Source organism: Paraburkholderia atlantica (genome assembly GCF_009362785.1).
Taxonomy (GTDB): Bacteria; Pseudomonadota; Gammaproteobacteria; order Burkholderiales; family Burkholderiaceae; genus Paraburkholderia; species Paraburkholderia atlantica.
Window position 1 is genome coordinate 274312 of the sequence record NZ_WHNQ01000006.1, and the last position, 20734, is coordinate 295045.

16 protein-coding genes are annotated in these 20734 nt (G+C 64.4%); 10 read left to right on the forward strand and 6 right to left on the reverse strand.

Annotated features, from left to right (window positions below):
* Positions 1–268: 268 nt before the first annotated feature.
* Positions 269–1519, reverse strand: coding sequence for an acyltransferase family protein (locus GCT19_RS11935; RefSeq protein ID WP_152852046.1), 1251 nt, complete (start codon positions 1517–1519; stop codon positions 269–271).
* A gap of 259 nt (positions 1520–1778) precedes the next feature.
* On the opposite strand from GCT19_RS11935, the gene GCT19_RS42710 reads away from it, so the two are divergent.
* Together GCT19_RS42710 and galU are read left to right on the forward strand one after the other, a co-directional pair.
* Positions 1779–1922, forward strand: a complete 144-nt coding sequence (locus tag GCT19_RS42710; protein ID WP_013089470.1) for a hypothetical protein — start codon at positions 1779–1781, stop codon at positions 1920–1922.
* Positions 1923–2207: 285 nt separating this feature from the next.
* On the forward strand, positions 2208–3125 hold the full coding sequence (gene galU, locus GCT19_RS11940) for a UTP--glucose-1-phosphate uridylyltransferase GalU (RefSeq protein WP_013089471.1): 918 nt from the start codon (positions 2208–2210) through the stop codon (positions 3123–3125).
* A 72-nt stretch (positions 3126–3197) separates the two neighbouring features.
* Here the strand turns inward: galU and GCT19_RS11945 are convergent, their stop codons facing one another.
* Positions 3198–5372, reverse strand: coding sequence for a malate synthase G (locus GCT19_RS11945; RefSeq protein ID WP_152852047.1), 2175 nt, complete (start codon positions 5370–5372; stop codon positions 3198–3200).
* Positions 5373–5452: 80 nt separating this feature from the next.
* Positions 5453–5857 carry a heme-binding protein gene (locus tag GCT19_RS11950; protein WP_013089473.1) on the reverse strand — a complete coding sequence of 135 codons (405 nt, stop codon included), beginning with the start codon at positions 5855–5857 and terminating at the stop codon, positions 5453–5455.
* A gap of 260 nt (positions 5858–6117) precedes the next feature.
* On the opposite strand from GCT19_RS11950, the gene GCT19_RS11955 reads away from it, so the two are divergent.
* Positions 6118–6999, forward strand: coding sequence for an MOSC domain-containing protein (locus GCT19_RS11955; protein WP_152852048.1), 882 nt, complete (start codon positions 6118–6120; stop codon positions 6997–6999).
* Positions 7000–7037: 38 nt separating this feature from the next.
* On the opposite strand, the gene cobA is transcribed toward GCT19_RS11955, so the two are convergent.
* A complete protein-coding gene (gene cobA / locus GCT19_RS11960) occupies positions 7038–7838 on the reverse strand; it encodes a uroporphyrinogen-III C-methyltransferase (protein WP_152852049.1) in 801 nt (266 codons plus the stop codon).
* Between the two features lie 590 nt (positions 7839–8428).
* On the opposite strand from cobA, the gene nirB reads away from it, so the two are divergent.
* The 6 genes from nirB to GCT19_RS11990 all read left to right on the forward strand — a co-directional run bounded on the left by nirB (position 8429) and on the right by GCT19_RS11990 (position 18070).
* Positions 8429–10969 carry a nitrite reductase large subunit NirB gene (nirB, locus tag GCT19_RS11965; protein WP_152852050.1) on the forward strand — a complete coding sequence of 847 codons (2541 nt, stop codon included), beginning with the start codon at positions 8429–8431 and terminating at the stop codon, positions 10967–10969.
* Between the two features lie 39 nt (positions 10970–11008).
* Complete coding sequence (gene nirD / locus GCT19_RS11970) at positions 11009–11374, forward strand: nitrite reductase small subunit NirD (protein ID WP_152852051.1); 366 nt, start codon at positions 11009–11011, stop codon at positions 11372–11374.
* Positions 11375–11423: 49 nt separating this feature from the next.
* Positions 11424–15605, forward strand: coding sequence for a bifunctional nitrate reductase/sulfite reductase flavoprotein subunit alpha (locus GCT19_RS11975; protein ID WP_152852052.1), 4182 nt, complete (start codon positions 11424–11426; stop codon positions 15603–15605).
* A gap of 168 nt (positions 15606–15773) precedes the next feature.
* Complete coding sequence (locus GCT19_RS11980) at positions 15774–17141, forward strand: MFS transporter (protein ID WP_018434552.1); 1368 nt, start codon at positions 15774–15776, stop codon at positions 17139–17141.
* 118 nt (positions 17142–17259) lie between these two features.
* The gene (locus tag GCT19_RS11985) at positions 17260–17721 is read left to right on the forward strand and encodes an SRPBCC family protein (RefSeq protein ID WP_018434553.1); all 462 of its coding nucleotides are present in this window, start codon (positions 17260–17262) and stop codon (positions 17719–17721) included.
* Entirely contained in the window at positions 17705–18070 is a 366-nt protein-coding gene (locus tag GCT19_RS11990) for an ArsR/SmtB family transcription factor (RefSeq protein WP_018434554.1), read from the forward strand. The genes GCT19_RS11985 and GCT19_RS11990 overlap by 17 nt, the downstream gene beginning before the upstream one ends.
* Before the next feature lie 182 nt (positions 18071–18252).
* Here GCT19_RS11990 and GCT19_RS11995 read toward each other — a convergent pair whose 3' ends face one another.
* A complete protein-coding gene (locus GCT19_RS11995; protein ID WP_013089482.1) occupies positions 18253–18618 on the reverse strand; it encodes a hypothetical protein in 366 nt (121 codons plus the stop codon).
* 248 nt (positions 18619–18866) lie between these two features.
* A complete protein-coding gene (gene tam, locus GCT19_RS12000) occupies positions 18867–19664 on the reverse strand; it encodes a trans-aconitate 2-methyltransferase (protein WP_152852053.1) in 798 nt (265 codons plus the stop codon).
* A gap of 94 nt (positions 19665–19758) precedes the next feature.
* Here tam and GCT19_RS12005 point away from each other — a divergent pair, with 94 nt between their 5' ends.
* Positions 19759–20658, forward strand: a complete 900-nt coding sequence (locus GCT19_RS12005; protein WP_152852054.1) for a LysR family transcriptional regulator — start codon at positions 19759–19761, stop codon at positions 20656–20658.
* The last annotated feature ends 76 nt before the right edge of the window (positions 20659–20734 follow it).

A 20734-nucleotide genomic window follows, 5' to 3' on the forward strand; every position in this document is an offset into this window, starting at 1 on the left:
AGCTACGAAGCCTTCTACGCTGCCCAACCCGGGGGCAGTATTTGGCGACCGTGAAACGAAACGGTGACCCGACCGAGCAAAACGCCGGCATGGTCTATTCCTACCTTGCCGGGCCAGGCATTTTTAAGTAGCTGCAAGCCAAACTAGAACGGAAAACGTTGAATCTTGAAATCTGGGGCGAGATACCGTTTCAATTTTCCGTACAGAACAACCACTAAATATTGACCTTGCGTGAAGATATCGTCATCGAGCCCGAACTTTATAGGTTCTATCGGCGCCGTCCAGGTTTGAAACTCGCCGACCACTTCATCGCAGGCATTTCAACCAGCCGATAGAACACATAGGCGGCCGGCACGGCGACCAGCATGTAACCAAACGACGGCCAGATCGACATCTGCAACGACGAACGAAACAGCCAGGCCGACAGCAGCACGAAGATCGGCAGATGGATCAGATACAGCGAGAAGCTGAAGTCACCGACGCGCGACAGCAAGCGCGCTACCGCATCCGACCCGGAACGAAGCAGCGCGCGCACGCCGCCCGTTTCACGGCGGGGGACATGACGTGCATCGAGAGCCTTGTACAGATAGCACGCGAAGCCAAGCGCCCAGATCTGAAACGCGCCGTACTGACCGAAATGAAACGCCGCGCAGCCTGCAGCGATCAATACCGCCGCGAGCACGTACAGCAATGCGGACGCGCGCGCCTCTCGCGCGCTGCACGCCCTGACATCAGCGATCCATGCACCAAGCGTCCACGAGAACCAGTACGACGTGAAGAACTGCAGATCATGTCGCTCCAGCCGATACGCCGATGCAACGTTGATCACCGCGACGAGCGCAAGCAGGGCGTTCATGCCGATGCGCCGCCGCAGCGCGAACAGCAGCGGATAGATCGCATAGAACTGCACTTCCAGCGACAGCGTCCACAGCGCGCCGTTCGATCCATACGTTTTGCCTGCCACACCCTGCAGCGAAAACAGGTTGACCAGAAACGGCTGCCAGCCGATGTCGCGAATTTTGTGACTGACGGGCGGCAATTGCAGGCTCAGCGAATCGAGCGCGAAGGTCAGTACCAGCGCCGCGAGCAGCACCGGATAGATGCGCGCGAAGCGCCGCAGCCAGAAATTGCCAGCATCGAGCCGGTAACCAGGATTGCCCGCGAGCCGCAGCGCGCCGCCGCGATGGATGCAGTAGCCGCTGATCACGAAGAACATCGGCACACCGGCGGAGCCCCAGGCGATCGGAAACGTCAGATACGCGGCGAGACTATTGGGACTCAACGAATGTCCGACGCTCTGATGAAACGCCTGCATGCCGACCCACACAATCTGGCGGCAATGGAAATAGGCGACCAGCAGCGCGGCGAAACCTCGCATCGCGTCGATCACATGCTCCTTGCTGGCGCTATCTATATGCGCGTCGCTGCGCCCGTGCGCCGCGGCCGCGTTTTTCTCCGAGCGTGGCAGCGGGGAGAGGGGCAGGGATGAGCCGGCGGCATCCAGTGCTGGGTCGCTCATACGCGGTCCTTATCTGAAGCAGTAAAGAGAATAAATTGCGGCGACATCGGCCTTCGGGCGGGCGGCCTTGCGCACCCGCGACGCATCCATGCTAGAGCATCACAATCCCAGGAAATGATTAAAAAATTGCGTTTCGGATTGAATTCGACATCAATTTTGTGACGAATTGTAATTGCTTGGCGAGGTATGGAATGCCGAATTATTTATCGCTTTTGTCGTGCTAATTTAGAGCAAGGATTTTCTGACCCGAGGTGAAGTCATGAACCTGCATTTACTCGCCGGCGTGGCCGTCCTGCTGATCCTGGTGGCCGCCTCCGCCTACCGCGATGCCTTGCGCAACGAACCGATCCGTCGTTTCCGAATGAACCCAGGCAAGCTGCCGCCCGTCGACGAACAGGAATAACGTGCGGCCGAAGCCGGTCGCCAGATCGCCAGGCGGGTCATGCCAGAGGCCATCCGAAAGGTAAGAGCTTCGGATTTTCTCACTCACCATCTGGCGATCTATGCGTAATAATTTCATCAGCTTTTCGCAATATCGCATTGCGATTAATGCGTGAATTATCCGAATTAAATCTGAGAAAGACCGCTTCCGTGAACCTCGCAGATTTTTCTGCTAGTCTTGCGCCGACATCGATTGGCCGCCAGGTCCGCGAACAACCAACTTCTAACCGATGTGGGAATGCCTACCATGCTGAAAGTCACCAAAGCCGTGTTTCCCGTAGCGGGCCTCGGGACACGATTCCTGCCGGCTACCAAAGCAAGTCCGAAGGAAATGCTGCCGATCGTCGACAAGCCGCTGATCCAGTACGCGGTCGAAGAAGCGATCGCCGCCGGCATCACCGAAATGATCTTCGTGACGGGCCGCAGCAAGCGCGCGATCGAAGATCACTTCGACAAATCTTATGAGATCGAATCCGAGCTCGAAGCGCGCAACAAGCAGAAGCTGCTCGATCTGGTGCGCAGCATCAAACCGGCCAACGTCGACTGCTTTTACGTGCGCCAGGCCGAAGCGCTCGGTCTCGGCCATGCGGTGCTATGCGCCGAAAAACTGGTGGGCGACAGCCCGTTCGCCGTAATTCTCGCCGACGACCTTCTGCATAGCACGAAGCCCGTGATGAGCCAGCTCGTCGATACGTTCAATCACTATCACAGCTCGGTGATCGGTGTCGAAACGATCGCACGCGAGGACAGCCGCTCATACGGCGTCGTCGATGGTCGCGAGTGGGAAGACAACGTGATCAAGCTGTCGGGCATCGTCGAGAAGCCAGCGCCGGATCAGGCGCCGTCGAATCTCGGCGTGGTCGGACGCTACGTGCTGATGCCGACGATCTTCAAGCATATCCGCGCGCTGAAGCCGGGCGCGGGCGGCGAGTTGCAACTGACGGACGCGGTGCAGTCGCTGCTGACCGAGGAGCAGGTGCTCGCGTATCGCTACTTCGGCACGCGCTTCGATTGCGGCAGCAAGCTCGGCTATCTGAAGGCGACCGTCGAATTCGCGCTGCGCCACCCAGAGGTGAAGGCAGAATTCGAGGCGTATTTGCAGGCGTATATGCAGAACGAAGCGCCAGCCGGCGAGGCGGGGCAGTTGACGGCCGAAGCCGCGTGAACTGACGAGGTCGTGAAATAAAAAACGGGCGTCGCATTGCGCGGCGCCCGTCGTCGCTTCAGCCGGACAGCCTCAACCCTGCTTCTTCACCTCGAGCCGGAATTTGTGCAGCAACGGCTCGGTATAACCGCTAGGCTGCTGGCGCCCCTCGAATACGAGTGCCTGCGCGGCCTTGAACGCAATTGTGTCGAAGCGCGGCGCCATCGGCTGGTAGAGCGGATCACCCGCGTTCTGCTCGTCCACGACCTTGGCCATGCGCTTGAACGTCTCCTCGACGAGCTCGCGTTTGATCACGCCGTGATACAGCCAGTTGGCGATGTGCTGGCTCGAAATACGCAGCGTCGCGCGGTCTTCCATCAGGCCGACGTTGTGAATGTCCGGCACCTTCGAGCAGCCGACGCCCTGGTCGATCCAGCGCACCACGTAGCCGAGAATGCCTTGCGTGTTGTTGTCGACCTCGGCGCGGATTTCTTCGTCGCTCCATTGCGCCTTTTCGACGACCGGAATCGTCAGCAGGCCATCGAGCAGTTCGTCGTACACCTTCGCGTAGTCGGTGCGTTCGAGTTCCTGCTGGACCGCCTGCACGTCGACCTGGTGATAGTGCAGCGCGTGCAGCGTCGCAGCGGTCGGCGAGGGCACCCACGCTGTATTCGCGCCAGCCTTCGGATGACCGATCTTCTGCTCGAGCATCGCGTGCATCAGGTCCGGCATCGCCCACATGCCTTTGCCGATCTGCGAGCGGCCGCGCAGGCCCCCGCTCAAACCGACCAGCACGTTGCTGCGCTCGTACGACGCGATCCACTTGCTCGACTTCATGTCGCCCTTGCGCATCATCGGGCCCGCTTCCATCGCCGAGTGCATCTCGTCGCCGGTGCGATCGAGGAAGCCTGTGTTGATGAACGCGACGCGCGCCGACGCTTCGGCGATACAGGCGAGCAGGTTCACGCTGGTGCGACGCTCCTCGTCCATGATGCCCATCTTGATCGTATTGCGCGGCAGCTTCAGCAGGTCTTCGACGCGCGCGAACAGCTCGCTCGCGAACGCGACTTCGGCCGGGCCGTGCATCTTCGGCTTCACGATATAGATCGAGCCGGTACGCGAGTTCAGCTTGTTCTGACGGTCGCGCAGCGCGCACAGCGTCGTGATCACCGCGTCGAGAATGCCTTCCGGAATCTCGTGGCCGTCTTTGGTCAGCACGGCCGGGTTCGTCATCAGGTGGCCGACGTTGCGGATGAATAGCAGCGAGCGGCCATGCAGCTTGACCTGCGACTTGCCGTCCGCGCCGGTGTACTCGCGATCCGCGTTGAGCCGGCGCGTGAAGGTCTTGCCGTTCTTCGTGACCTGTTCGGTCAGGTCGCCGTTCATCAGACCGAGCCAGTTGCGATAGAGCTGCACCTTGTCGTCGGCGTCGACGGCCGCGACCGAGTCTTCGCAATCGATGATCGTCGTGACCGCCGCTTCGACGACGACGTCCTTCACATGCGCCGCATCGGTCTTGCCGACCGGATCGTTCGCATCGATCTGGATCTCGACGTGCAGGCCGTTGTGCTTGAGCAGCACCGCCGACGGCGCACTCGCGTCGCCCTGATAGCCGACGAGTTGCGTGGGTGTCTTCAGCGCGGCAGTGCCGTTCTTCAGCGCGACGACCAGCTGGCCGTTCTCGACGCTATAGCGGGTCGCATCCGCATGCGAGCCGTTCGCGAGCGGCGCGGCCTGATCGAGGAACTTGCGCGCGTACGCGATCACCGCGGCGCCGCGCACCGGGTTATAGCCTTTCTGCTTTTCCGCGCCACCCGCTTCGGGAATCGCATCGGTGCCGTACAGCGCGTCGTACAGGCTGCCCCAGCGCGCGTTCGCGGCGTTCAGCGCGTAGCGCTGGTTCGACAGCGGCACGACGAGCTGCGGGCCGGCCTGCTCCGAGATTTCGCTGTCCACGTGGTCGGTCGTGGCCTGGACGCTGGCGGGCACGGGCACGATGTAGCCGATGCCTTCGAGAAACGCACGATACGCGCGCAGATCCCGCACCGGGCCGGGATGGGTCCGATGCCAGTTGTCGAGTTCGGTTTGCAGGCGGTCGCGCTCGGCGAGCAACGCCCGATTCTTTGGTGCCAGCTCGTGCACGAGGGCGTCGAAACCCGACCAAAAGGCGGCACTGTCGATTCCGGTGCCGGGCAGGGCTTCGGTTTCAACGAACTGGTCGAGGTTGGCGGCGACCTGCAGTCCGCCGCGCGGGTTCATCTGAGTCATCGACTGCTCCATCTGTTATGGGACCGATGAGGGGCCATCGGCCCGCGTTGTGCCACGGGATTGCTTCGGCGACCGGCGCTTTAAACGCCGAGCGCCTGAATGCCGGCCTTCGCGATCTGTGCGTCCTGCTCCGACTTGACGCCCGATACGCCGACCGCGCCGACCACATGGCCGTCGACGATCACCGGCACGCCGCCTTCGAGCGTGCCCTGCAACGGCGCGCTGAGGAATGCGGTGCGGCCGTTGTTGATCATGTCTTCATAGACCTTGGTTTCACGCCGGCCGAGCGCCGCGGTGCGCGCTTTCTCGGTCGCGATATACGAGGTGGACGGCGCCGCGCCGTCCAGACGCAGCACCGCGAGCGGATGGCCACCGTCGTCCGCGACGACGATTGCGACGGGCCACTTGTTCTTCTCGGCTTCCGCGCGCGCGGCATCGACAATGCGAGTCGTCTCGGCGACGGTCAACACGGGTTTGGTCAGCATAATGAATGTCCTGTCTCGGTGAGGGGAAGGTGGCTTTTGTGGCTTCTTTCGGTAACGGGTCGATACGGCGCCTGCGCGCGCTTTCGCAGCTCTGCCGCATGCCGCATGCCCCGCGCCGGCGCCTGTCTGATCCGAAGATTCTACTTCCCGCCGCCTCAGCGCGGAACGGCAGCTTCCCTGGTCGCCATCACCGATACGCGCGCAGCGCTTTACAATCGCGTCTCCACCTGACAACCGCGTTCCCAACGAGATCTCAGATCATGCCAACCATCAGCGAGCTGTTCGTCTATCCGATCAAATCCTGCGCGGGCATCCCGCTCGATGCGGCGCGCCTGCTGGCGACGGGCCTCGAATATGACCGCAACTGGATGATCGTCGATCCCGAAGGCGCGATGTTCACGCAGCGCGCATATCCGCGCATGGCCCTGATCAAGGTAGAACTCGGCGCCGAGGATCTGATCGTCAACGCGCCGGGCATGCGTGAACTGCGCACGCCGCTCGATGCCGCGCGCCTCGCCGGCGCGGCCAGAGTCGATACCGCGGTGTGGCGCGACGCGGCCTACGGGCTCGACACCGGCGAAGAAACGGCAGCCTGGTTCACGGAGTTCCTCGGTCTGCCCGCGCGCTTGCTGCGCTTCGATCCGGAGCGCGAACGCATCGTCGATCCGGACTACACGGACAGCACCGGCGGTGCCACGACCTTTTTCGCCGATGGTTTTCCGCTGCTGGTGGTCGGCCAGGCCTCGCTCGACGATCTGAATGCGCGGCTGAACGGCAAAGGCGCGCCGTCGATCGGAATCGATCGCTTTCGGCCCAACATCGTGCTCACTGGCCTCGATGCCTATGAGGAGGACTATGTCGAGACGCTCGCCGCCGATGCGGATGCGGAATCGAGCGCGCGCGTCGAGTTGCGTCTCGTCAAGCTGTGCTCGCGCTGTCCGATGCCGACTATCGATCAGGCCCGCGGCGCGCCCGATCCCGACTGGCCGAACGAGCCGACCGACACGATGCTCGGTTATCGCGTCAGCGCACGCTTCGACGGCGCGGTCACGTTCGGCAACAACGCGCTGGTCGCGAGCGGGGCGGGGGCCTGGCTGCGGGTTGGGCAGCAGGTCGACGCGGAGCTCGGCTTCGGCGATTGATTGGATGAAAGACGGGCGAGGCCCGCTTTAATCGGATATCACGCCGCCCGCGCAATCGCCGGCGCGGGCAGCGTTTCCCCACCTTCTTCGCCGCGACCTTCGCGTTCCCAAGAAGGCGCTTCGGCGCTCTCGCCAACCGCATCGCCCACCAGAATCACCGCCGGACTGCCGAAGCCCGCGTCGAGCGCATCGGCGGCGAGCCGATCGAGCCGCGTCAACAGGCGCCGCTCGTCGCGGCCGCCGGCCCACTGCACGACCGCGGCCGGCGTGCCGGCCGGCAGGTGCGCGAGCAAGGCGGCGGCGATGCCGTCGATGCGCCGCATGCCCATATAGATCGCCAGCGTCGTGCGCGTCGCGGCGAGCGCGGCCCAGTCCGGCTCGCCGTGGTCTTCGGTATGCGCGGTGACGAAGCTCACGCCGTGGCAATGCCGCCGATGCGTGAGCGACATGCCGAGCCCGGCCGCGGCCGCGAAGCCCGACGAGATGCCGTTGACGATCTCCACCGCGAGGCCCGCGTCGCGCAGCACCGCGAGTTCCTCGCCCGCGCGGCCGAACAGCAGCGCTTCGCCGCCCTTGACGCGCACCACGTGGAGCCCCTTCAGCGCATAGCGCCGCATCAGCCGCTCGATGAACGCCTGCGGCGTCGAGCGGCAGCCGCCGCGTTTGCCGACGCGAATCACGCGCGCCTGCGGCGCGAGCGTCACGACGTCGGGATTCGCGAGGTCGTCGAGCAGCACGACGTCGGCGGCCGCGAGCGCCTTGACGGCCTTCAGCGTCAGCAAGTCGAGGTCGCCTGGGCCCGCGCTCAGTAGCGTGACTTTGCCGGTGTTGATGTTCATGTCGTGTCCTTGTGCCGTGAGTTTCTCGTGGCTCGAAACGAAAACGGCGTCCGCCCGTGACGATCACGAGGGGACGCCGTTGTCCATTGCATTGCCGGTTGACGGTTGAGCCTGCGCATCGCGACGACGTTGCCGCGATGACGTTGCGGAGGACCAATGCAAGGACCACGCCATCGATCGAATAGAGGCACGCAAGGCGTTGCCACGCGCTGCGATTCACGCAGAAAACAGCATCGCGATCGGACCTGCGTGCGCCTTCGTTTCGCACGTCCACAGTGCTGCGTCGCACCATCCCTGTGCTTTGCCGCATCAAAACGCGTCGCGCGCGGACTGCGCTCTGAGGCCGCGCGATTTGCGGCAAAGTCCCGTCCCATCGTGCTTTCCGGCGCATTGATCGAAATTGGCACAGCCTTTGCAATAAGCGTTGCCATCGGACCAACGTGGGTTCGTCGCGCTTGCAGCACAAAGCAGCGCCCCGCAGCACCCAACAGGACAACGGCGTCCCCCGGATTCAGCCCTCGGCTGGATTCGCGGGACGCCGTTTTTATTTCCGCAATCGCTTTCGCCAGACACCAGAGGACAGCGCGCTCATGAAAATCATCGTTATCGGTCACGGGATGGTCGGCCACAAACTGGTCGAATGCCTGGCGCAACAGGCCGCGCACGATCTCGACATCACGGTGCTGGGCGAAGAATCGCGACCGGCCTACGATCGAGTGCATCTGTCCGAGTTCTTCTCGGGCAAGACCGCCGATGACCTGTCGCTCGTCGAGCCCGGCTTCTTCGAGCGCCACGGCGTGCAACTGAAGCTGAACGCGCGGGCCGTCGCGGTCGATCGCGACGCGCGCACCGTGACGGTCGCGAGCGGCGAAACGCTGCCGTACGACCGCCTCGTGTTCGCGACCGGCTCCTATCCGTTCGTGCCGCCGGTGCCGGGCCGCGAGCGCGGTGACTGCTTCGTGTATCGGACGATCGACGATCTCGAAGCGATGCGCGAATGCGGCGCTCGCTCGAAAACGGGCACGGTGGTCGGCGGTGGTCTGCTCGGCCTCGAATGCGCGAAGGCGCTGCGCGACATGGGCCTGCAAACGCACGTGGTCGAATTCGCGCCGCGCCTGATGGCGGTGCAGGTCGACGATGGCGGCGGGCGCGTGCTGCGCGGCCGGATCGAAGAACTCGGCGTCACGGTGCACACGCACAAGAACACGACGGCGATCGTCGACGGCGAAGCGGGCACGCACCGCATGCAATTCGCCGACGGCAGCCATCTCGACACCGACATGATCGTATTCTCCGCAGGCATCCGTCCGCGCGACGATCTGGCTCGCGCATGCGGCCTCGAACTCGGCGCGCGCGGCGGCATCGCAATCGACGACGCGTGCCGCACCAGCGATCCGCACATCTACGCGATCGGCGAATGCGCGCTGTGGCACGGTCAGTTGTTCGGCCTCGTCGCGCCCGGCTACGAGATGGCGCGCGTGGTCGCGAAGCAGTTGCTGGGCGACTCGGCCGAATTCGCGGGCGCCGACATGAGCACCAAGCTGAAGCTGATGGGCGTCGATGTCGCCAGCATCGGCGATGCTCACGGCAATACGCCGGGCAGCCGCACCTACCAGTTCAGCGACGAGCGCAAGCAGATCTACAAGAAGCTCGTCGTGTCCGATTGCGGCAAGTATCTGCTCGGCGGCGTGATGGTCGGCGACGCGAGCGAATACGGCACGCTGCTGCAGATGATGCTGAACCGCATCGAGCTGCCCGCGTCGCCCGAATTCCTGATCCTGCCGCAAGCGGACGGCAGCGCGAAGCCGGCGCTCGGCGTCGAGGCGCTGCCCGCGGCCGCGCAGATCTGCTCGTGCAACAACGTGTCGAAGGGCGAGCTGTGCGCGGCCGTGTGCGCGGGCGCAACCGACATCGGCGCGCTGAAGAGCGCGACCGGCGCGGGTACCTCGTGCGGCGGTTGCGTGCCGCTCGTCACGCAAGTGATGAAGGCCGAAATGGAGAAGCAGGGCCTCGCGGTCAACAACCACGTCTGCGAGCACTTCCCGTATTCGCGCCAGGAGTTGTATCACCTCGTGCGCGTCGAGAAGCTGCGCAGTTTCGGCGCGCTGCTCGCGAAGCATGGCCGCGGGCTCGGTTGCGATATCTGCAAGCCGGCGGTCGCCAGCATTCTCGCATCGTGCTGGAACGAATTCGTGCTGAAGAAGGAGCACGCATCGCTGCAGGACACCAACGACTACTACCTCGCGAACATCCAGCGCGACGGCACCTACTCGGTCGTGCCGCGCATGCCCGGCGGCGAAGTGACACCCGACGGCCTGATCGCGGTCGCGCAGGTCGCGAAGAAATACGGCCTCTACACGAAGATCACCGGCGGTCAGCGTGTCGATCTATTCGGCGCGCGCGTCGAGCAATTGCCGTCGATCTGGGAAGAGCTGATCGCGGCCGGTTTCGAATCGGGCCACGCGTATGGCAAATCGCTGCGCACCGTGAAATCGTGCGTCGGTTCGACGTGGTGCCGCTATGGCGTCGGCGATTCGGTTGGTCTCGCGGTCGAACTCGAGAATCGCTACAAGGGCCTGCGTACGCCGCACAAGATCAAGTTCGGCGTGTCGGGCTGCACCCGCGAATGTGCGGAAGCGCAGGGCAAGGACGTCGGCGTGATCGCCACCGAGAAGGGCTGGAATCTGTACGTGTGCGGCAACGGCGGCATGAAGCCGCGTCACGCGGAACTGCTCGCCGCGGACCTCGATAAGGCGACGCTCGTGCGCTATATCGACCGCTTCCTGATGTTCTACGTGCGCACCGCCGACCGGCTGCAACGCACCAGCGTGTGGCGCGACAACCTCGAAGGCGGTCTCGACTATCTGATCGACGTGATCGTCAACGATCGCCTTGGCGTTGCCGCCGAACTCGAAGCGGAGATGCAGCACGTGGTCGACACGTACGAGTGCGAATGGAAGAAGGCCGTCACCGATCCCGAAACACGCAAACGCTTCCGCCATTTCGTCAACAGCGGCGAGTCCGACAGCAACGTCGCGTTCGTCGAGGAGCGCGGACAGATCCGGCCGGCCACGCCTGCTGAGCGGCAGGCGCCACGCATCGGGATTCCCATTGTCGTCGAGACGGTTTGACCTCAACCGATTCCCGCTTAACTCAAAAGGAGCCCAGTCATGAAGAACGAACGCTTGCCCCGCGCCTGGACCGCGATCTGCGCGCTCGACGACATCGTGCCGAACACCGGCGTTTGCGCGCTCGTCAACGGCGAGCAGGTGGCCGTGTTTCACGTCGACGGCGGCGAAGCGGAAGCGCCCGCCGAACCCACGGTCTACGCGATCGAAAACTTCGATCCGGGTTCGCACGCGGCGGTGCTGTCGCGCGGACTCGTCGGCAGTCTCGGCGAGCGCATCGTGGTCGCGTCGCCGATCTACAAGCATCACTTCGATCTGCGCACCGGCGAATGTCTGGAAACGCCGTCGTATTCGGTCAGCGCGTTTGCCGCGCGCGTCGAAAACGGCCAGGTGTGGGTCGCGGTTTGAGGTAACGGCCTCGCTTCATCCTTCAGAGTTCTAACCAGATCATTCGCGCATGACAGCTACCAGCGTAAAGAGCGTGTGTCCGTATTGCGGTGTCGGCTGCGGCATGGTGCTGCACGTCGAGGACGGCCAGGTCGTGAAGATCGCCGGCGACAAGGAGCATCCGGCCAACTTCGGCCGGCTCTGCACCAAAGGGCAGTCGGCTCACGTCGCGCTGCGCAAGTCGGGGCGTCTCGAAGGCGCGTTCGTACGACATGCGCGCGACGAAGACCCGGTGCCTTTGCCGATGGCGCAGGCGTTGAGCGACACCGCGGCGCGTCTGCGGCGTGTGATCGACGAGCATGGTCCCGATGCGGTGTCGTTTTATGTGTCAGGGCAGATGTCGCTCGAAGCGCAGTATCTGGTCAACAAGCTCGCGAAGGGCTTTATTGGCACGAACAATATCGAAGCAAATTCTCGTTTGTGCATGGCGAGCGCGGCGAGCGGCTACAAGTTGTCGCTCGGTGCGGACGGACCGCCCGGCTCGTACGAAGACTTCGATCACGCGGATCTGTTTTTCGTCAGCGGCGCGAATATGGCCGACTGTCATCCGATTCTGTTCCTGCGCATGATGGATCGCGTGAAGGCGGGCGCGAAGCTGATCGTCGTCGATCCGCGCCGCAATATAACCGCCGAGAAAGCCGATCTGTTCCTGCAGATCAAACCCGGCACCGACCTCGCGTTGCTCAACGGTCTGCTGCATCTGCTGCACGAAAACGGCGCAACGGATGCGGCTTTCATCGCCGAACATACCGAAGGCTGGGACGCGATGCCCGCTTTTCTGGCCGGGTATACGCCGGAGAACGTCGCCCGCATCACGGGCCTCGCCGCCGACGACATCCGTCGCGCCGCGCAGATGATCGCGTCGGCCAAAGACTGGATGAGCTGCTGGACGATGGGCCTGAACCAGAGCACGCACGGCACGTGGCACACCAATGCGCTGTGCAATCTGCATCTGGCGACGGGCCGTATCTGCCGGCGCGGCAGTGGACCGTTCTCGCTGACGGGCCAGCCGAACGCGATGGGCGGCCGCGAAATGGGCTACATGGGCCCCGGGTTGCCGGGCCAGCGTTCGGCGCTGGTCGCCGAAGATCGCGCGTTCATCGAAGCGCTGTGGGGCATCGCTCCGGGCACGCTCAAAGCGGACGCGGGCAACGGCACGATCGACCTGTTCGCGCGCATGGCCGCGGGCGACATCAAGGCGTGCTGGATCATCTGCACGAATCCGGTCGCGACCGTCGCGAACCGGCAGACCGCGATCGCCGGCTTGCGTGCGGCCGAACTCGTGATCGCGCAGGACGCGTTCCTCGACACCGAAACGAATCGCTACGCCGACGTGCTGCTGCCAGGCGCTTTGTGGGCCGAAGCCGAAGGCGTGATGGTCAATTCGGAGCGCAATCTGACGCTGATGCAGCAGGCCATCGAGCCGCCCGGCGCGGCGTTGCCCGACTGGCAGATCATCGCGCGCATCGCGGGTGAAATGGGCTTTGCCGATGCGTTCAGCTATGCGAGCGCCGACGAAGTGTTCGCCGAACTCACGCGTGCGGCGAACCCCGCGACCGGCTACGACCTGCGCGGCGCGAGTCATCGTCGCTTGAAGGATGCGCCGCTGCAGTGGCCGATCGCGTCGGCGGATTCGTCCGAGCGCAATCCGCTTCGCTATCTGAATGACGGCGTGAGCCAGACGCTCGGAGAGTCCGAAGATGGCAGCCGCCCGCGCATTGCTTTTCCGACCGCGAGCGGCAGGGCGAAGTTTTTCGCGCGCGCGTATCAGCCCGCGGCCGAGCTGCCCGATCGTGAGTTTCCGATCGTGTTGAACACGGGCCGCGTGCAGCATCAATGGCACACGATGACCAAGTCCGGCAAGGTCGCGATGCTGAACAAGCTGAACCCGGGACCGTTCGTCGAGATTCATCCGCACGACGCGGCCGAACTCGGCATTCGCGCGAAAGACGCGGTCGAGATCCGTTCGCGGCGCGGCCGCGCGGTGCTGCCTGCCGTCGTCACCGATCGGGTGAGCGCGGGTCAGTGCTTCGCGCCGATGCACTGGAACGACGTGTTCGGCGACGAGCTGTGCATCAACGCGGTGACCAACGACGCGGTCGATCCGGTTTCACTACAGCCCGAACTGAAAGTCTGCGCGGTCGCGCTGAGTCCGGTGACGGCCGATCGCGTCGCGGACACACGCAAGGACGACGCGCTCTCTACCTTCACCGACGCAGCGGTTTTAGCGCCCAGTGCCAAGGATCAACCCATGCCTCGTATCGAAGCCCTCACGACTTTGCTGCAATTGCCGCCCGAGCCCGTAGCGATGCCCACGCTCAGCGATCCGGAGCGCGCGTATCTGGCGGGTTTCGTCAGTGGCCTGCGTTCGTCTGAAGCGCAAGGTCTCGACAACGTGCCGGTGCTGCCGCACAGCGCACCGTTCGATGCGGTGAAGCGGCTCTATGTCGATGGTCTGCTTGCGGGACTGTATAGCCGCAGCGCGACGACGGTCCGGACTCCAGGCGCGGCATTGCCGTCGAATGCCGCGCAAGAAGAGGCATCCGAATCGGGCGTGCGCATCGTGCGCGCACGGCCGAAGGTCACGCTGTTGTGGGCCTCGCAAACCGGTAACACCGAATCGCTGACCGAGCGTTACGCGACGCGCCTGATGGAATCGGGCTTCGAAATCCGCACCGCGTGCATGGCCGACTATCCGTTCGCGGCGCTCGCGAAGGCGCAATACGTGCTGTTGATGACCAGCACGTTCGGCGACGGCGATGCGCCCGACAACGCGCAGGACTTCTGGACGCATCTGAACGCCGCCACGGCGCCGCGCCTCGACGGCGTGCGTTTCGCGGTGCTTGCGCTCGGCGATCGCAACTACGATCAGTTTTGCGGTCACGGCCGTCGGCTCGACGAGCGGCTCGCCGCGCAGGGCGCGCTGCGTCTGACCGAGCGCGTCGATTGCGATATCGAATATCAGTCGAGCGCCGATGCATGGCTCGAACGCGTGATCGTCTGCATCAAGCAGGCGGATGCCGCGCTGCATGCTCTGCCGCCGGGCGGCATGATCAACGCGGTGGTGGGCGCGGTGCCGACCAAGGCGCGGCCGGCAGCGTCGCGCGTTGTCGGCAATCTGCGACTGAACCGGCAGGGCGCCGCGAAGGATACGCGCTACGTGTCGCTGCAAACGGGCGAGACGAACCTCGAATACGAAGCGGGCGATGCGCTCGGCGTGTGGCCGAGCAACTGCCCCGAACTCGTGGACGAACTGATCGCGCTGAGCGGTCTGCACGCGGAGGCATCGGTGCATGTCACGGGTATCGGCGACATGCGGCTCGCCGATGCGCTCACCAAGCATTACGAAATCGCGCGGCCGAGCGCCGAAGCGCTCGCGTTCGTCGCCGCGCGCAGCCGCAACGGCGCGCTGGGCGATTTGCTCGCGCCCGAACGCAAGGCGGATCTGAAGCAATGGCTATGGGGACAGCAGCTCGCCGACGTATTGCACGAGTTTCCGGTGGAGCTCTCGGCCGCCGAACTCACCGGCATGCTGAAGCGCCTGCAGCCGCGCCTGTATTCGATCGCATCGAGCCCGAAGGCGCATCCGGGCGAGGTGCATCTGACGGTATCGGCGGTGCGTTACAGCAACGGACGGCGGCACCGCAAGGGCGTTTCGTCGACGTTTCTCGCGGATCGCGCAAGCGACGCCGAGGTTCCCGTGTTCGTGCAAAAGTCCGCGCACTTTCGTCCTCCTCATCACCCGGACACGCCGATGATCATGGTCGGCCCCGGCACCGGCATCGCACCGTTTCGCGGCTTTCTGCACGAACGGCAGGCACGCGGCGAACGCGGACGCAACTGGCTGTTCTTCGGCGAACAACATGCCGCGACCGACTTCTACTATCGCGACGAACTCGAAGCGATGCGCGCGAGCGGTCTGCTGACCCGACTCGACGTCGCGTTCTCGCGTGACCAGGCCGACAAGATCTATGTGCAGGACCGCATGCGCGAGCACGGTGCGCAACTGTGGGCATGGCTCGAAGACGGTGCGCATTTCTATGTATGCGGCGACGCGAACCGGATGGCGCGCGATGTCGATGCGGCGCTGAAGGACGTCATCACGACGCACGGTGGCATGAGCGAAGAGAAAGCACTCGAATACGTGAGCCGTCTGACGCGCGAAAAGCGCTATGCACGCGACGTGTATTGAGCCGCCGACGCGTTTCGAAAAAGGCCTTAAAAAAGGCCTCAAAACACACAGCATGATGGCATGACGCTTGCATGTCGAGTCCCGGCTAAAACTCCGGACGACATGCCGGTGCAACACAAGTAACGCAGCAACCGGACCACCAGGCATTTTATTTACCGAGGATCTCTGATGAAAAACGTGATGCACTCCCTGCGAAGCGGCGATTGGCGCGCACTGGTCGCCTGCTTTCTGTATTTCGACACGGGCTTCACCGTCTGGGTGCTGTATGGGCCGCTCGCGCCGTTCATCAGCAAGAGCATCGCGATGACGCCCGCGCAGCAGGGTCTGCTGGTCGCGGTGCCGGTGTTGTCCGCGGCGATTCTACGCGTGACGCTCGGCAATCTGTATCAGTCCGCGCATGGCAAACGCATTGCGTTGATGGGCGTGTTGCTATCGGCGGTACCGACGATCGTGCTGCCGTTGCTGCAATCGGTGCCGTCGTACGAAATGCTGCTGGTGCTCGGCGTGTTCCTCGGGGTTGGCGGCGCCAGCTTCGCGGTCGCGCTGCCGATGGCCGGCAGCAACTATCCGCCGAAGGTGCAGGGCCTCGTATTGGGCCTGGCCGCGGCCGGCAACATCGGCGCGGTGCTCGACGGCTTCCTGTTCCCACAACTGGCCACGCGCTACGGTTGGCAACTCGCCGCGGGCGGCGCCTTGCCGCTGCTCGCGATCGCCGCGATCACGCTGTACTTCTGGGCCAACGACGCGGGCGTCAAAACCGGCAGCGTGCTGCGCGCGTTCGGCAGTTTCGCGACGACGCTGGCCGGCCTGATCGTGCTCGTGCTGCTCGTCGAAGCGGGGCTGTTCGGCGCGGGCAAGACCGGCGTGCTGCTGTTACCGGTGATCGGCGCGCTGCTCGCAATCGCGGTGCTGCCGCAACGCTACCGCTCGGTGCTTGCCGAACGCGATACGTGGGTCATCATGCTCGTCTATAGCATCACGTTCGGCGGGTTCGTCGGCATGTCTTCGTACGTGTCGCTGCTGCTGACCAACCTGTATCAACTGTCGAAGATCGACGCGGGTCTGTTCATGGCGCTGCTCGCCGCGACCGGCGCGATGGTTCGTCCGCTCGGCGGCCTGATTGCCGACCGCGTGTCGGGCGTGCGCGCGCTGACCGTGCTGCTCGCGAGCATCGCGATTTGTGACTTCCTGTTCGCGACGGCGATGCCGTCGTTCGCGGGCGGCATCGCGTTGCTGCTGTGCATGTACGTCGCGTTCGGACTCGGCAATGGCGCGACGTTCCAGCTGGTGCCGCATCGCTGGGCCGGCCGCACCGGTTTGATGTCCGGCATCGTCGGCGCGGCGGGCGGGATCGGCGGCTTCTATCTGCCGGTCGTGATGGGCATCGCGAAGGAGAGCACCGGCAGCTATCAGATGGGCTTCGCGACGTTCGGCACGCTGTCGGCGTGCGCCTTCCTTGCGATCGTCGCGCTGCGCCGGCCGTGGATGGCGTGGTCGATGCAGACCGGTGTCATGCATGCGCATGCGACGGAGTGAGGTACGGCGCGCGGCGCTAGGTCGGGCCGGCGCCGCATGCATGATGCGGTAGAAAAAGCGCAGTCGAATATTTGCATATCAGCGACGGTGTTTCTAATATGCAGCCAGGAGGCTGCATATGAACTCATCGACCGATCGCATCGAAAAGCAGATTCTGTTGAAGGCGCCGCGCTCGCGCGTCTGGCGCGCACTGGCCAACGCCGAGGAATTCGGCAAATGGTTCGGCGTGAACCTCACCGGCAAGCAGTTCGTCGCCGGGCAATCCACGCAGGGGCACATCACCTATCCGGGCTATGAGCATCTGGTGATGGACGTGCTGGTCGAGCGTGTCGAGCCCGATCATCATCTGTCGTGGCGCTGGCATCCGGCCGCGATCGACATCACGATCGACTACACACCCGAGCCGACCACGCTCGTCGAATTCGATCTGAGCGAGGTCGAGTCCGGCACGCTGCTGCGCGTCGTCGAATCGGGCTTCGACCAGTTGCCGGTCGGGCGCCGCGCGGAAGCGTTCCGGCTGAACGCCGGCGGCTGGGAACAGCAGATGGTCAATATCGAACGATATGTCGGCGCGGGTTAAGGCGGGCTCCGCGCAGGCGGGTCTCAAGGCGGCGACGCTGCGCCGTTCGGCGGTGGTATTCGCGGCGCTCGGTGACGAAACGCGCCTGCGTCTGGTCGCGGCCTTGTGCGCGGGCAGTGCGATGTCGATCGCGCAGCTGACGGCCGGCACCGACATCACACGGCAGTCGGTCACGCAGCATCTGCAGGTGCTGGCCGACGCGGGCCTCGTTCACGATGTCAAGGTCGGACGCGAGCGCCTGTGGGCGTTCGAGCCGGCGCATCTGGACGCGGCGCGCCGCGCGCTCGACGCGATTTCGCGGCAGTGGGATCAGGCGCTGCTGAAGTTGAAGACGATGGTCGAGGAATGAAGGGCGGGGCGGTCGCGGCAATTGCGCGAACCGGCCGGCCAAAGATCACGCCCGACGGTGTGTGCCGCATTTTTTACCGACTTCAAGTCGCGCATCGTGCGCGGAAGCGCGCCACAACGCAAAAGGGGCCAACAAATTGGCCCCTGGAACACCGCAAAAAAGGAAGGAAAGCCGGCCCGCGGCTAATCGGCGATCCGCTTGTCGGCCAGCGCGCTCTGGCAGTCGGCTATCACCTGCCGGACGAGCCGGGCTTGCGGATCGAGTTCGTCGGTATCGAGAATTTCCTCGACCGCGTCGCGCGCCCAGTCGGTATCGACGAAGCGCGCGTGGCGCCGCGCGATTTCGACGGCGGTGGCTGACAGCTTCGCGATGCACAGCCAGTCGGCTTCGCGGGCGCGGCGGTCGAGCCACTTGTGCGCGGACTGCACGTGAAAGGCCGCGTCGGGCCAGTCTTCGTTCAGATAATAAGCGCCGAGGCTTCCGCATGTGAGCCAGCACAGCAGCTCCAGGCGGTCACGGGGACTCAGATGTTGGCGTACATCACTCATGGCGACGCTCGCTGCAGTAAATGGCTTCCCGGTGAGGCCGGCGGGCGCCGTCCTCCGCTTTTATAAACATTAGCATGCGGAATTCCCGGGCGGCAATTCCTGACCAACCCTAGCGTGCGGCACCGCAACAGGCTGGCTTTCGGGCGATGCATCCGCGACGTGCGCGGGACGCCCGATCGACCTCGGAGGACTCGCCTGAACCCCGCCGCGCGGCGTTCAGCGGCTGGCGCCGGTTCCCGGGCGCGGCCTCACCGTTCGCCACGCGTCGCGACGATGAAAAGCCGCGGAAACGGCAGCAGCACCGTGCCATCGGCGAGCGCCGGGTAGGCTTTGGCGATTCCGTCGCGATAGCGTTGAAGAAACGCGCTGCGTTCGGCGTCGTCGAGCGCGGCGAGAAACGGCCGCAGCGCGCTGCCCTTGAACCATTCGACCACTGCGTCGGCGCCTGCGAGCGGGTGGTGATAGACCGTGCGCCACACGTCGACGCGCGCGCACAGCGGCTTGAGCAGCGCGTAGTACCAGTTCGCGTCGTGGCGCATGGTGCGCCCGACACCCTTCAGCCTGGACGCCCAAGGCCCATCGGCGGCGATTTCGCGCAGCAGCCGGTGCGCCGGTTCGTCGAGATTGACGGGCATCTGCACGGCGAGGCTGCCGCCCGTCGCGAGTTTTGCCACCAGCGCGGGGAACAGCCGCTCGTGGTCCGGCACCCATTGCAGTACCGCGTTCGCGAGGATCACGTCGAAGGGGCCGCGTGCGTCCCACGTCGACACTTCGCTGATGTCGAAGCGGAATTGCGGCAACCGCCGACGGGCCGCCGCGATCATGTCGGCCGAGCTGTCGATGCCGCTGACGGACGCACCCGGCACCCGCTCCGCCAGCACCTCGGTCGAGTTGCCCGGTCCGCAGCCGATATCGACCGCGAGCCGGGCACCGTCCAACGGCACGGCCGAGAGCAGATCGCGCACCGGCCGCGTGCGCTCGTTCTCGAACAGCGTGTACTGCTTCGCGTGCCAATCGCTGTGCTCGCTGGTGGTTTTGCCGGTCATCTTTGGCTCCTTCGCGGGGTTCGTTGCGGTCATTCTCGGCCGCTCTCAGCCCAGAGTAAAATGAATTTATGATTCCGATTACTTCATTTTTCTAATGAAAATCGACACGCTCGGCGTCCAGGCGTTCGTCGCGATTGCCGATCGCGGCAGTTTTCAGAGCGCGGCGGATTCGCTACACGTAACGCAAACCGCGATTACGCAGCGGCTGCGCAAGCTCGAAACCTATCTCGGCGTCACACTGATCGAGCGCACCACACGTTCGATGGCGCTCACCGAAATCGGCCGCAATTTTCTGCCGCACGCGCGCCGGCTGCTCGGCGAGCTGGCCGACGCGCTCGTCGAAATTCGCGAAACGGGCATCGCGCGACGCGGCGACGTGTCGATCGCGTGCGTGCCGACCGTCGGCGTGCAATATCTGCCGCGCATCCTGCAGGCCTATTCGGCGCGCTATCCGCACAATCGCATCAAGATTCTCGATCACGCGTCGGCGGCGGTGGAAGAGGCCGTATTGCGCAGGGAGGTCGAGTTCGGCATCAACATCGCGCGCGAGCATCATCCCGATCTCGCCAGCGTGCCGCTCACCGAAGACCGCTATGTGCTGATCTGCCACGAAGACCATCCGCTCGCGAAGCGGCGGCGCATCGCATGGCGGCAGTTGCAGGCGTTCCCGCTGATTTTCGCCGGCGAGGTCAGCGGCAACCGCGCGCTGCTCGACGTCGCGTTGGAATCCAGCGAGCTCGCGCTGCGGTCGTTCTACGAGGTGCAGCGCAGTTCGACCGCGCTCGGGCTCGTCGCGCAGCGTGTCGGCGTGGCCGTGGTGCCCGCGCTCGCGCTGCAAAAGGGCGCGTATCCGACCGTGCGCACCGTCGAGCTCACGCAGCCCACCGTGTCGCGCACACTGGTGCTGGTCGCGCGCAAGACCGCGCAGTTGTCGCCGGCAGCGCAGGCGCTGTACGACATGATCCGTGAACAGGCGACGCTGAAAAGCGGATGACGCCGCGCCGCGCGCAAGGCAAACTCCCTGGCTTCCGGGTTTGATTCCTTCAACCCGTTTTACCGACGCGACATAC